This window comes from Shewanella atlantica, assembly GCF_003966265.1.
Taxonomy (GTDB): Bacteria; Pseudomonadota; Gammaproteobacteria; order Enterobacterales; family Shewanellaceae; genus Shewanella; species Shewanella atlantica.
Map to the genome: position 1 here is coordinate 96570 of NZ_RXNV01000005.1, position 14764 is coordinate 111333.

Annotated in this window: 9 protein-coding genes; 7 read left to right on the forward strand and 2 right to left on the reverse strand. The window is 47.4% G+C overall.

Features of this window, described 5'->3' with window-relative positions:
• Positions 1 to 186 precede the first annotated feature (186 nt).
• The gene (locus EKG39_RS12995) at positions 187 to 4740 is read right to left on the reverse strand and encodes an ATP-binding protein (protein WP_126506175.1); all 4554 of its coding nucleotides are present in this window, start codon (positions 4738 to 4740) and stop codon (positions 187 to 189) included.
• A 121-nt stretch (positions 4741 to 4861) separates the two neighbouring features.
• Here EKG39_RS12995 and EKG39_RS13000 point away from each other — a divergent pair, with 121 nt between their 5' ends.
• From EKG39_RS13000 to EKG39_RS13030, 7 genes are all read left to right on the forward strand, one after another.
• The gene (locus tag EKG39_RS13000) at positions 4862 to 5773 is read left to right on the forward strand and encodes a LysR family transcriptional regulator (RefSeq protein WP_126506176.1); all 912 of its coding nucleotides are present in this window, start codon (positions 4862 to 4864) and stop codon (positions 5771 to 5773) included.
• Positions 5774 to 6302: 529 nt separating this feature from the next.
• Positions 6303 to 7475 carry a C15 family peptidase gene (locus EKG39_RS13005; protein ID WP_126506177.1) on the forward strand — a complete coding sequence of 391 codons (1173 nt, stop codon included), beginning with the start codon at positions 6303 to 6305 and terminating at the stop codon, positions 7473 to 7475.
• A 66-nt stretch (positions 7476 to 7541) separates the two neighbouring features.
• Entirely contained in the window at positions 7542 to 8120 is a 579-nt protein-coding gene (locus tag EKG39_RS13010) for a SprT family zinc-dependent metalloprotease (RefSeq protein ID WP_126506178.1), read from the forward strand.
• Between the two features lie 241 nt (positions 8121 to 8361).
• Positions 8362 to 9102, forward strand: a complete 741-nt coding sequence (locus tag EKG39_RS13015; protein ID WP_425470175.1) for an endonuclease — start codon at positions 8362 to 8364, stop codon at positions 9100 to 9102.
• Between the two features lie 7 nt (positions 9103 to 9109).
• Positions 9110 to 9841: a 16S rRNA (uracil(1498)-N(3))-methyltransferase gene (gene rsmE, locus EKG39_RS13020; protein ID WP_126506179.1), complete on the forward strand. Its 732-nt coding sequence runs from the start codon at positions 9110 to 9112 to the stop codon at positions 9839 to 9841.
• A gap of 67 nt (positions 9842 to 9908) precedes the next feature.
• Entirely contained in the window at positions 9909 to 10859 is a 951-nt protein-coding gene (gene gshB, locus EKG39_RS13025) for a glutathione synthase (RefSeq protein ID WP_126506180.1), read from the forward strand.
• Between the two features lie 10 nt (positions 10860 to 10869).
• Positions 10870 to 12243, forward strand: coding sequence for an alkaline phosphatase (locus tag EKG39_RS13030; RefSeq protein ID WP_126506181.1), 1374 nt, complete (start codon positions 10870 to 10872; stop codon positions 12241 to 12243).
• A gap of 32 nt (positions 12244 to 12275) precedes the next feature.
• Here the strand turns inward: EKG39_RS13030 and EKG39_RS13035 are convergent, their stop codons facing one another.
• Complete coding sequence (locus EKG39_RS13035; RefSeq protein ID WP_126506182.1) at positions 12276 to 14762, reverse strand: putative bifunctional diguanylate cyclase/phosphodiesterase; 2487 nt, start codon at positions 14760 to 14762, stop codon at positions 12276 to 12278.
• Between the last annotated feature and the right edge of the window lie 2 nt (positions 14763 to 14764).

Consider the following 14764-nt stretch of genomic DNA (forward strand, 5'->3'; position numbering starts at 1 on the left):
CAAAAGGTTAAATAGGAATAAACAAAAACAATAGAAAGGATGCATTACTTTTTGTATTGCATAGGTTTCACAGTAGGAGTCGTATAAAAAAATACCCGTCACAAGTGACGGGTATTTTTACAATCAAGCCAAAGCGAGTTAATAGTTAAGTAACAACCTATTTTACTCATTCTTCATTTCGGCGTATCACTCAACTGGTGAAACAACAAACAGTAAGTCACCTTGAGAGACCTGCTGGCCATTGCTGTTTAGCACTCGCTCGATACGATACTTCTTATCTTCAGGATACAAGATTGCATCTTGACGGTTATACCCGGCTAAAGTTAGCTGAGAGAACATCTTCATAGCCTCTGTAAGCGCTAAAGTCTGATCTGCAGTAACTATGTCGCCTTCTTTAACAAAGTCGGCTTCACCAGGCGCTGGAGATGTATAGAAGATACCCGCTCCCTGTGCCATCACCTTAAGCTCGTTACTCTCGCCAACGCGCAGTGACGCAGTATCGACACCGACAGTTTCCGCAGCGGCTTCCATCTCGGCGATAAGCTCTGGTACATCAAGCTCTGCCATGAAGCGCGGTAGATAGTTAGTATCATAAACCCCTTCGTTGAAGGTACCGTCTTTCAGGATACGAGTCAGCAGTGGAATGTTGGTCGCAATACCTTTAATAACGACACTATCGGCAAGGTAATCATGTAGCTTGTTGATCACATCTTCACGGCTTTCACCACGACAGATAATCTGAGCAATCAGGCTGTCATAGTATGGCGATACCTCTTTACCTTCACCGGCAATAGAGATGATCTCGATATCATCACGTTCCGGCATCTTATACTCAGTGATCACGCCAGGATGTGGTAATAGTTGTAGAACGCCATTGCTATCTAATGCGGCTTTCTCGGCAGTAACACGCACTTCGATGGCATAACCGATTGACTGAGGCTCAAGCTTTTCAATTGAGCGACCCGCTGCGATATCAAAACCGGCACTCACAATATCGATACCCGATGTGGCTTCCGTTACCGGATGCTCTACCTGAAGACGTGTGTTCATCTCCATAAAGTAGACTTCATTAGCATCTAAGTTATAGATGAACTCAACCGTACCTGCACCCATATAATCGGTCGCATCACCAAGAGCACGAGTATACTCAAGTACCTTCTCTTGAAGTTCGGCCGGTAACATGGTCGAACCGGACTCTTCGACAACCTTCTGGTTGTTACGCTGCACCGAACAATCACGAAGACCCAGTACCTTAGTGTGGCCGAACTTATCACGCAGTAACTGCACTTCGATGTGACGCAGTGAAGTGACATATTTCTCGAGATAGAGATCACCATTACCAAATGCGGCAGCCGCTTCGGTAGACGTTTGCTGGAACAAGCTGATCATATCGGCAGAACGTTCAACGACCTGAATTCCCTTACCGCCACCACCTTGCACCGCTTTAAGCAGTACAGGGTAACCAATTTCGTTGGCAACGTTCACCGCTTGCTCAGCGTTGGTTAAGATACCGTGGCTGCCGGGAACGACAGGTACATTCTGCGCCTGAGAAGTCTTAATCGCGTTAGACTTATTACCCATAGTTGTCATGCTGTGTACGCTTGGTCCAACGAAGTTAACCCCGTTGTTGACACAAAGTGCAGCAAACTGCGGGCTTTCAGATAGGAAACCAATACCCGGGTGAAGTGCATCGACGTTTTCATACTCGGCAACTTTCAATACCGAGTAGGCATTGAGGTAACTTTCATCAGAAGTATTACCACCGATACAAACTAGTTTATCGTTGCCTTTCAACATGTCCGCGGGCACAGAGGTCATATCCGGGTCGGATGCAACCAATACCACATCAATATCATTGTCATGGGCCTTGCGGATCAATTTAACCGCAGTACAACCACGAGCATGAACCAAGACCTTATTGATCGGTTTCATCAACTCACGAGGATCGTCCTGAACGATCTCTTCGTCCGCGACCATCATCTCAGGTACTAAGGTAGACAGTGCATTGGCAATAACTTCCTCAATCTCGGCCGTTGGCTTAGGCATAAGTGGATCGATACTGCCTAACTGATCGTCGATGGTGTTACTGAATGGGTTCGTTACCAGTGCATTCATCGCACCCGGTACTTTCGACAGGTAGTTAGACAGCGTCGCCGTCGATGGCAAATATGCAGGCACAACCATTTGACCGGCAAACGGCATATTTGTACCCGACAGGTAGTAAGTCTGAACCAGAGGGTGAGTCACGAAACTAGCCTGAGCACCACCGGTACAGTCACCATAACCAAACATCAATACAGGTAGCTCATTATCACGGATGAAACGTGTTATACGGTCGTTCACTACCGCCATTGAGAATAATGCTGCAGCACCTTCTTTTGTCTGCATACCACCTGAACTGATGAAACAGATAACAGGAAGTTTACGCTTAGCACACTCGATTAATAGCGCGCTGAACTTCTCTGCACTCGCCATATCGAAGGCACCGGCCTGGAATGCGGTATTAGAAACGGCGACACCGACTCGCATCTGCTGACCAGCATGCTCGAAATCCGCCATACCAGTGATCAAGCCACAAGGACGGATGCCTTTATCCAGTGCATCTTCGATAGACAGACGGAAACCAGGGAAGTTAAGCAAGTTGGCAGACATCTTATCGCCGTTCACTTCCTCGAAGTCGGTAAAGAACTTCTCGGTAATATTTTCCCACGTCATCTTACCTGCACGCTTCTCATCACGAAGCACTTTCTGGATTAAGAGGTCCTGATAACCCATGGTGAGACGGTTCCAGAAGTCTTTGCGACGACCGATGCGTACAGGGTTGATAGAACCCGTATATTCACTGCTCTCTTCTTCACTATCGAAATACTCAGGTAGCAGACGCTCGAAGAAGTAAGTCAGGATAACGAAAAGACTGTCATTCAACTGAGGGAAACCGACACTCTTCCACTGCTCAGTTTTAGTCAGAAGTTCGGCGCGGTTTGACTGAGACATAAAGAACTTCAGCCACTTATAGAACTTGCTCTTATCATTCGCGGTATCTTGGGTCGAAATGGCGCGGTCGATAGAGTCATGCAACAGATTATCAACCGATGCACGAGACAGACTCTTAGACATCATGGCTTCTTTAGCAATAGAGGCTAAGTTACCCACTACATTGTCATACAGCGCATTGAAGATAAGAATGTTGTAGCACTGCCAGATGAAGTCTTCACGCAGTTCGTCGTGGATCACAACATCGAGAACGGTTAACTTGTTCAGCTCAGGCCAATCTGCTTGAGTCACTTCCGATGGGAGGGTCTCAAGGTAACGGATCAATCCCTTAAAGTTATTTTCGGCATTGCCTTTCCAGCGATGGTACAGAGACCAACCGATATTAAATAGCAGCGCCTTACGCGCTTTCTTATAATTTTCTTTTGGCTCACCTAAGATCAGACGAGTCAGCATGTTACGTTCGGTAGAAACATCATCACGTTTAGAGACGAAGTTGCCCCAAAGTTTATTGAGTTCTTCATCATAGACCAGCTTATCCGGGCTCGATAACCAGGACTGGAAGACTCTGTCTTGCTCTTGCTGAATACGAGCCAGCAGATCACCTTCCGGAACACTGACCTTAGAGAGGCGACCATATTGCTCTTGAGAGATAGAGTGAATACGGCTGCGAAGCGTCAAGTAACGCAAATAACGATAGGCACTACCAAACAGGTTAAGGTGCATCGTTGGGTTATTTGCAACCGCAAGCTCGGCATGATGCTCAAGGGCTGCCAGATTCTTAGACGGGTTAAGGAAACGGGTCAAACTGCGATCATAGTGCTCACGCAGATCACCGGATTCACGAACAAATTGAACTGCAGCTTGCTCGACCGCCTCGACGCTACTGATGATAGCGCGTCGCAGGTTATGCTGGCGCTCATCTTTATCAGATGGAGAGAAGTCGACTATGCCGTCGATACAACCTGAGGTGTATAGCTCTTCCGGCGATACACCCACAGATTTGGCACATTCCTGCCAAGACAGGTTGTACTTACGTGCGATGCTCTGCAGACCCTGAGGCTGAATGGTATTAAAAATACCATCACGCAGTGACAACAGGATGTTAGCCGCAGCTAATGGAATCGCGCCACCGGAGTAGCCGGCACCAATCACGATACCCACTGTAGGGACATCAACATTGGCACTCTCGGCAATCGCCTTAGAGATGGTGTGCGCCTGGTTCTGACTGTTTGCAATCTCACCGGCATCGGCACCGGGGGTGTCGATAAGATAGATAATAGGCATCGCCATTTCGGCGAACTTACGAATGGCTTTACATGCCTCAAGGTGATGCTCAGGCATCCAGGCACCATTACCGGTTGTACGCTCTTGAGCGATAAAGCCCAGACGACGGGTACGGGTACCGAAGTTGAGTTCGATCTCTGCGCTATAAAAAGCGCCTATGTGAGTTTCGGCAATTAACTTACCTTTAAGATCCGCGATGACGCGCTTTGCGCCCGGACGGTTTTTATCTAATGTAGGCTGAATAACCTTAGTGACGTAGCCATCTACGTCCAGCAGCTCTAACTCTTTCAAGTTCGACTGGATAGCGTCATCGTCTAAGAGACCTTTAATCTCTTCGGCCAGGCTCTGTTTACTGTGCTCAGGAAACAGTGAAAAATCTTGTGCCAAATGCTCTGCTTTTAAAAAAAGCGGATCGGCAGATTGAGCTTGAGTCATGTTTGTGGGCTTATTGTTGCTGGTCATCAATTGATCCTCTGCTTAGCCTCTAGAATTTTTTAGCCAGTAAATATAACTTTGTTATGGTGTCAAATACCATTAAACTGCATTAGACGCTTTGTTCCATTTTTGAGACAGTGATAAAAACATGCCTGATCTGAATGGTATGATGCTGTTTGCAGCGGTAGTCAGAGCCAAAGGGTTCTCACAAGCCGCACGCGAAATAGGCATGCCAAAATCAACCATAAGTCGTAAAGTCGCTCAGCTCGAAGAGCAACTTGGCGTACGGCTATTACAACGTGATACTCGAAATTTGAGCCTCACTCAGGTCGGTGCGCTTTTTTATCAGCACTGCACCAGTATTAGCGATGAAATCGAAGCTGCCAAGGCGACAATTGAAAATACTCATAATGATGTATCCGGCTCACTGCGTATAGCTATCCCCGTCTCTTTTAGCCAGGAGATCATCGCCAACCTTTGCAGCAGTTTCATGCGCCTCTACCCTAATGTTGAGCTGGACGTGCAATTTACCGATAGTGAAGTTGGCCTTGTCGGCGAAGGCTATGATATAGCCATAAAGTATGGGCCGTTACAATCATCCGATCTGGTTGCGCGTTTACTCTTCGAGCGTCAGCCAATCTTAGTCGCCAGCCCCGGCTACCTGAAAGCCAACGGGACCCCCGCGACCCCGCAAGATCTTATTAATCATAGCGGCATATTGCTCGGCACCTCCCGCTCTGCGCCAATATGGCCGCTGGGCAAAGGCGCCAGAAAGACTATGGTTAACTTTAAGCGTAAAGTCAGAGTCAATAGCGCTGTCATGGTCAAGCAACTGGTCCAGGATGACTTTGGCATCGCCATGTTATCTAATTCGGTATGTAAAAATGAGCTTGCCAGCGGCTCGCTGGTACCCATTCTGCAGGAGTGGCCGATAGAAGCCTTTAAGGTCTATGGTGTCTATTCGAGCAGAAGACAACTCGCCACCAATATCAGCGTCTTTCTGGACTTCTTCACCAAACGTTTCAGCAGCCATGAGTCACTGCAATCTTTAATGGTGTAAGTTTTTATATTCATTTTATAGACCATATCGATAAAACCTGACCTCGATCATATACCCGAGTAATTCACTCAAGTACTATCGAGCCTAGAAATTGTTCATTTATTGATTGAGGGTATAATTATGAGTTGTTGCGGCGCATGTGGCGGTCAAGATACAGAGAAAAAAACTGAAGAGTCGAAACAAGAGCAAAGCTCAGGTGTTCAGCAGCACACACCTGAAAAGAGTGAGACCGAATAAGAGTCAATATGATTGACATACCCGGTGGTGTTTAAACACCACCGTCCCCCTTTCCTCTCTCTTTAGAGTAAATAGCCTTTCCCCATCTTTTTCCTCTGTTTCACTACGAAGGTTACCCCTGTTCCTCAATACTTTATTTGCATATAGCACTCGTGCATACTGCTATAATAAACTCATGTAATAACAGCTGGTAGCGAACCTATTACGCGCCAAATCGATGGCGCTAATACTCAGTACCGAAACCAGACACCTTCACTAACAATAATTACGCTCCATAGAAAGGAATGAAGTCATGACTAAATCCGTGATGGCGATTGCAGCTGTAGGCGCTCTGGCCTTTAGCATCGCCTGTTCAGCCACCCCTGATGCTATGACCCCCCTGAATATTGAAGAGCTGAGACTCCAAGCTGCGAACCAGACGCTCCCCGATGTTGTCACTCGCTATCAGGCCTTAGTTGAAAGTCTTGACAGCAAGTACCGGCAGCAAACAGACGAGCTAGAGATGACCAAGATGGTCGCACGTCAAGGTGAAAGGTTATGGCAACAAGCCGTTAGAGACGTGCAATCAGGTAGTATCGATGACAGGCCGCTATACTGGAGTCGCCTCGCCATGCATCGTCAATTGAAGCGCAGTCGTCCCGCATTTAACATGGCCCCCTGGCAGCAAGGTATTCTATTGAACGCCGTTGAAAAATCATCCAGAGGGTTTAGCAATGTGCAGTTTGCTAATGACACTCAGGTCAAAATACTGCTGACAGGTTTCGATCCCTTCTTTCTCGATCGTAATATCGGCCAGAGTAACCCCTCGGGCCTGGTCGCCTTGTCCTTAGATGGTTTTACATTTTCCGCTAACGGCAAAAAAGCGCAGATTGAGACTGTGATGATACCGGTTCGTTTTGCCGATTTTGATAAGGGAATCGTAGAATCGCTGCTAACCCCTATATACCGTGAAAACAGTGTCGATATGATTATTACTGTCAGTATGGGCCGTGATGATTTCGATCTGGAGCGCTTCCCTGGTCGAAACCGAAGTGCTGCCGCTCCCGATAATTTGAATCTGCTCACTGGTGCAAATAAGCAAAAGCCAATGGCGCCCCTGTTTAATGGTAAAACATTAAATGGGCCTGAATTTGTTGAGTTTTCTCTCCCAGCGGCGGCGATGCAATCGGTAAGCGGTAATTGGAAGGTAAATGATAACCATAAGGTTACTTCGGTTGCTAAAGGTGAGTTTACCGCTTCATCCGTAGCTGAGCTTCATAGCGAAACTTCTGTTGAAGGGTCGGGAGGAGGCTACCTTTCCAATGAAATATCTTACCGCGCAGTGTTACTGGGACAACAGTTTAATAGCAGTATTGCAGTCGGACACATACATACCCCCAAAGTTGCCGGTCACGACCCGAAAGTAGAAGCTGAAATCATGACGCAGGTTAAAGCTATGGTCATAGCAGGCACAGCTGCTCTATAATAGCTCAGTGGTAATACACTTGTGGTGCTCGGTTGTCCACCGAGCACCTTTCAATATAGAGAATCGATGTTTAAGTTATTCAAATCTGTGACCAGTACCTGTCCGTCTCCCGATAGCGTTTCTACTCCCAAGTCGCAAACACCAGCTTGCTATGAATTTGATACTGAACTTCACACTCGTGTGGCCCAGCAAGTGCTTGAGTGCTATCAAATAGCCGAAAAGCACCTAAACCTTCATTTTCCGCGTCCGGAGATCAACTTCAAGCTAAGAGGAAGAAGCGCCGGAACGGCCCACCTGCAACTCAATAAACTCAGGTTTAATCCGGTTTTACTCGCTGAGAACTGTGATATCTTTCTTGAAGAGGTGATCCCACATGAGATCTGCCACCTGCTCGCATATCGACTCTATGGCAAGGTAAAACCCCATGGCAAGGAGTGGCAGTCTCTGATGATAAGTGTCTTCGGACTTGAGCCAAGCACAACCCATAGCTTAGATACTCAATCAGTCGACGGGAAAAAATTCGAATACCACTGTGGATGCGGCCCCGTAAAACTAAGTATCAGACGACACAACAAGGTCATGCGGGGCGAGACTCAATATAGGTGCAGGCGTTGTAAGAGAGAATTAACCAGGGCAGCTCAGTAGCACTGGTGACGAATAGCTCTGAATTGAACACCGACAACCGATAAACTACATTAACCGGATGACAAGTAACCATGCTCCAAAACAGAAGTTCGCGCTCCGCAATATTCTTTCATAGCCATCTTGCTTAGTCTCCCTTTCATCCCGTAAAATCCCGCCCAAGAGCAGAACACTGCCATCAATATGATAAAGCAACGCTTAATACCCATCGGTATATAGCGCATTAAGGGAAAGATAATTGAAATTGTTTGATAAATTTGGCTCAGCCTTTCTATTTGGCTTAGGGCTGACTCTACTATTTTCCACACCCTCAACAGCTTCTCCTTCTCACCCCAGCAGTTTCAGCCAAGCCAAGAGACTGGCAAAAGAGATCTATGCTGACTCTCTCCCTGCCACCAGCTTCTATTGTGGCTGCGATATCAAGATCTCAGGCAAGAAGTGGCAGACCGATTTCTCCCGTTGTGGCTATCAGGTGAGAAAGCAGCAAAAGCGCGCGGCGCGGATCGAGTGGGAACACATAGTGCCTGCATGGGAACTTGGACACCAGCGACAATGCTGGCAGCAAGGTGGTCGTAAAAACTGTGGTAAGAATGATAAACTGTTCAGGAAAATGGAGTCGGATCTACATAATCTGGTGCCCGCCATCGGCGAAGTCAATGGCGACCGAAGCAACTATCGATTTAGCCAATGGAACGGCCAGGCAGGTCAATGTGATATGGTTATCGACTTCAAGTCGAGAAAGGCTGAACCACCCGGCTATACGCGAGGAAAAATTGCCCGCACTTACCTCTATATGCAAAAGAGATATGGTTTCAGAATAGCCAAAAGCCAATTAAAACTGTTCAAGGCATGGGATAAAACTTATCCAGTTGATACTATCGAATGCAAAAGAGATAACGCCATAGCCATGACTCAGGGAAATCATAACCCCTTTGTTAAAAACCAATGTGACGCAATAGCCAAAGAACAGCGGGTTGCGGAGTAGGAAATAGATGAGAATCCCAAGAATATACCAAGCATCCACCTTTACGGTAGGTATGTCAGTTGCGCTCGACGATGAAGCAGCCTCTCATGTTGGTCGTGTACTGCGCATGTCCAACGGTGAACAGGTGAGCCTGTTTAATGGCGACGGTAATGAGTACCTTGCTCAAATTGAGTCCGCCAGTAAGAAAAATGTTCAAGTCACCATCCTTTCATCTGTAACTAATGATAGTGAGTCTCCGCTACACCTGCACTTAGGTCAGGTGATATCTCGTGGCGACCGTATGGACTTCACCATTCAAAAGTCTGTTGAGCTGGGAGTGAACACCATTACACCTCTCTTCTCTGAACGCTGCGGCGTAAAGCTATCGGGCGAGCGATTGGAAAAGAAAATTCATCAATGGCAAAAGATCGTTATTGGGGCCTGTGAGCAATCGGGTCGTAGTCTTGTTCCTCAGGTAAGGCCCGCGATGTCTTTAGAGGCCTGGAGCGCCGAACAGACAGACTCGCTTAAATTGAATCTTCACCCTAGAGCGGCACACGGTATTGGAGGATTAACCCTTTCGGAGCCAAGAGTCAGGCTGTTGATCGGGCCAGAAGGTGGCCTGTCTGAAACCGAAATATCGATGACAGAACAACATGCCTTTACCGATGTATTATTAGGCCCCCGGGTTTTGAGAACCGAAACGGCAGCCTTAACGGCAATAAGTGCACTGCAACTGAAATTTGGTGATCTGGGTTAACGCCCCCATATCCAATATTAACCTAATTTAAGACCATCAAAAATGGGTGGTACAAGGAAGCGACTTCATGATCAAGCTCGGCATAGTGATGGATCCCATCAGCGATATCAACATCAAGAAAGACTCAAGTTTCGCCATGTTATTGGCCGCTCAAAGCCGTGGCTATCAACTCTTCTACATGGAGATGCAAGATCTTGCCATGGTCAATGGTGAGGCGATGGCCAACATGCGTGAACTGTCGGTAAAGCAAGATCCCGACAATTGGTTCGAGTTAGGCGAGCCCGTCGATACCCCACTTTCGGCTCTCGATGTCGTCTTGATGCGTAAGGATCCTCCATTCGACACCGAGTTTATCTACGCGACCTATATGCTTGAAAGAGCTGAAGAAGAGGGAGTGCTTATTGTCAATAAGCCTCAGAGCCTGCGCGACGCCAACGAGAAACTTTTCACCGCCTGGTTCTCTGAATTCACTCCTGAGACTATGGTCACCCGCGATGCAAAGCGCATCCGTGAATTCTATAAGCAAAAAGGCGATATCATCCTCAAACCACTGGATGGAATGGGCGGCACACTGATTTTCAGAATTAAGGCCGGCGATCCCAATGTGGGCGTGATCATCGAAACCTTGACCGAATACGGCCAGCGCTATGCGATGGCTCAGGCATTTATTCCGGATATCACCTCAGGCGATAAGCGTATTTTGGTCGTCGACGGCGAGCCGGTTCCTTACTCCCTTGCACGCATCCCTCAAAAAGGTGAAACACGAGGCAACCTGGCCGCTGGCGGCAGAGGCGTTGCTCAACCACTATCTGAAAGCGATTGGGCCATAGCACGAGCGATTGGACCAGAATTGAAGAAACGTGGCCTCATCTTCGTAGGATTAGATGTTATTGGTGACAAACTCACCGAGATAAATGTGACCAGCCCTACCTGTATCAAAGAGATCGAAGCCGCCTTCGATGTCGATATCACTGGTATGTTGATGGACTCGATCGAAGCAAGATTAAAGGCAAGTTAGGACCAGATTAATGAGACCTACATCATTCAGTTTAAAACGTTCTCTACTCACCGTGGCGGTATTGTTCACCACCACGGTGTCGGCTTTTGTGTATGCCGATACCCCAATTCATCCCATGATGGGCGACGCTCCCAGCGTCCCTAAAAATATCGTTATCTTAATTGGTGACGGTATGGGGCCGGCCTACACCAGCGCGTATAGATACTATAAAGACAACCCTGAAACACAAGAGATTGAGCAGACGGTATTCGACCGACTCCTAGTCGGAACGGCCAGCACCTATCCGGCCCGCGTCAGCGGTTACGTGACAGATTCCGCGGCATCGGCAACGGCCTTGGCGACGGGAGTAAAATCTTACAATGGGGCGATATCGGTCGATACCGACAAACAAACCCTACCCACTATCATGGAGGTGGCAAAAAAACAGGGGCTGTCTACCGGAGTCGCGGTGACTTCTCAGATAAACCATGCCACTCCCGCTGCATTTCTTACCCATAATGAGAGCCGCAAAAATTATGATGAGATAGCCAACAGCTACCTGAATACCGATGCGGATGTCATGTTAGGCGGGGGACAAAAGTTCTTCCCGGCTAAACTTATCAGCCAATTTGAGGCTAAGGGTTACCGGTACCTGTCAGATTTCTCTCAATTGGATTCTGTCACTGAGCCCAAGGTAATTGGCCTGTTTGCCGAAGTGCAACTGCCCTGGGCCATCGATGAAGTTGGTGCCCACAAACTCAGTAAGATGACGGCTAAGGCACTGAAGTTACTTTCTCAGAATGAGAAGGGCTTCGTATTATTGGTCGAGGGCAGCTTAATCGATTGGGCCGGACACAATAATGATATCGCAACCGCAATGGCCGAGATGGACGAATTTGCCAATACTTTAGAGGTCGTTGAGCAGTACGTTAGACAAAACAATGATACCTTGATGATCGCCACTGCCGATCACAACACAGGAGGCCTGAGCATAGGTGCCAATGGTGAGTACAGCTGGAAGACCGACATTATCAGGGCTGTAAAATCTAGCCCGGCAAACATTGCCGCTAACGCACTCGCCGATAGTAGCTGGAAAGATAAGCTGGTATCTAAGTTGGGATTTGAACTCAGCACTGATGAACTCACACAGCTGTCCCGCGCACGCATGCAGGGACTGGAAGTGATGGCAACAGCTATCAAGAAGCTTATCGACAACCGCTCAAATACAGGCTGGACTACAGGCGGACATACAGGAATGGATGTACAGGTCTTTGCATCGGGCCCGGCATCTAAACTCTTTGGCGGCTATCAGGACAATACCGATATTGCACTGAAGATTATGAGTTTGCTTCCTAAGAAAGCCAAGGTTGCAGCGGCAACTGTGCCGGTGGAAAGCAAAAATTAATCAATATTAAAACGCTCTGACTTTAACCAAGCTCAGCTCCCTAGCTTACCCAGTTGGGGGGCGGCCTCTATCGGCCAGACTCGGTCTCGCTCTATCTGAGTTAATATTCCAAACACTTTATCCTCTTCTAAGGGCTTTGAAAAAAGGTACCCTTGAGCGAGTTCACACTCGGCATCAGCCAGGAATTCACACTGCTGAGGAGTCTCTATCCCTTCTGCGACCACTGTTCGCCCTAAGTTATGGGCTAACTCGATAACCGTAGTCACAATATGTGTATCGGCGCTCCCCTCGAGTACTCCGGCAGTGAAACATCTGTCTATCTTGAGGACATCGAAAGGCAACTGTTTAAGATAGCTTAGGGAGGAATATCCCGTTCCAAAATCATCAATCGCTATCCTGACCCCCAGACGCTTGAGAGATTTCATTGCCGACAGAGCCAAATCAACCTGTTCAATCACGCTTTCCTCAGTCACCTCCAATAGCAGGCTTTCAGGAGGAAGGTCATATTTAGACAAAATATGCTGAACGAGAGGAATCAATCCGGGATCCATATAATGTTTGGCAGATAGATTGACCGCCATATACAGGTCTTCCCACCCCTGCTTTCTTAATCGGGATAACATTGCCCCCGCCTCTTCCAGTACATAATTTCCAACCCGAATGATCGCCTCACTGTGTTCAATATCGGGAATAAAATCTCCCGGCATAATGAGCCCCAGTTCAGGGTGAAACCATCGTATCAATGCCTCGAAGCCTTTTAGTTTACTATCGGGTAAAGCTACAATGGGTTGTAGGAACAAGCTTAACTGTTTCTCGGCAATCGCAGCACCAATGTCTTGCTCAATCATTAAGCGGTTATTGGCTTTATGCAGCATCTCCTCGGTAAATACCCGATAGTTACTCCGACCCGCGTCTTTAGCCTGATACATGGCTAAATCGGCATATTTAATTAACTCTTCGGCCCTGACATTCATACTTTTACAATAGGCGACGCCTATGCTTGTCGTCACGATCAACTTATGATGTCCGAGAACGACAGGCTGCTGTAGCGAGGCAAATATTTTATGGATCACTTTACGTACATCCTGATCAGATCGGATCCCTCGCAGTAAAATAAGAAACTCGTCTCCACCTTGCCGAAATACCGTATCCATAGCACGAACACTATTATTTAACCGGACTGCCACTATCTTCAACAGCTCATCACCTTGTGTATGGCCTAAGGTGTCATTGATACGCTTGAACTCGTCGAGATCCAGATACATCAAGGCAACTTGATCATGAATACGTCCCACACACGCTATGGTCTTTTTGAGCTCATGCATCAACATGGCCTTATTTGGTAGGCCCGTCAGCGTGTCGAGCATGGCTAGCCGCTTGAGTTCACTGGTGTACTCATCGACCTCCAACTCTAAATTCTGCAATCTTTCCGCAAGTTGATTGGTAGCCGTATTGATAAGATCGACCTCATCGACAATCAAGGATGATGATTTAGGCGATAACTTTTTTAAGGTTTCAAAATCATGCTCTGCAAGCAGGGGAAGCAGATTGGCATGCCGACTCAAACTCACCACGGGCGCCCAGGCAACAAGAATGACAAGACAGCCGGATAAAACCAGGGCAAACAGAAGCGTTCCCAGCATACTCTCCTGAAACTCATTGAGTATTGCCTGCCAATCACTGATGTTGTTGATCACTAAGATTGCCGGAGAGTTAGCCCCTTCAGCCAGAGGGAAAATCCAGATAGCCGAATATTCACCGTTGACTTCATATATCCCCCCCTTACTGGCAATCTGCTCCCAACTAAAATTATCGGCGATTTTATTCAGCCTGGGCAGACTCATACGTTTATTACTTATACTGTATAGCTCTCTGGCCCAATAGTTACGGCCTACCGGATGCACGATTTTTGGACCGAGCACGGCTAATTCAAATGTTCCGTTTACCCGAAATCGAGCCAGGATATCGGTCAGTCCCGACTCTAAAAACAGAAGGTGGGGCTCTCCTTGCAGTAAATTAGGAACCAGCACTTGAATCACACATTCACGATGACACACGATGCGCCAATGTGGTTCGATACTCACAGAGCTGCTTTCAAACCATTGCCTGTCTTCGACATCTACCCGATTGCCGGCATGCGCCAGTACCTCCCCAGAGAGTGACATCAGGTGAATAGTGTTCAACTCCCAGTACAGCTGAATATCCGGCCAACGTTTATCCAACATCTCCTGATAATTACCCACATCAAACTTCACATCATCATTGCTTCCATCATTGACCAGCAGGGATATCTGTTGAGCTGCCAGCAAAGACTGATCAACAGTTAATGAGATTGAACTTTGAAGGTTTTGAGCCAATTGATTTTGCTGTGAAGCGAGTTGATAGCTTTGTTGATTAATCAATTGGCGAAAGGTAAAGCCACCTAATATCCCCCCTAATATCGTCAACATAACCATGACAGCAATAAGCAGCTTCCACTTCAAGCTGATAAAAATACTCTTGGTATCGGGCGACGTCATAG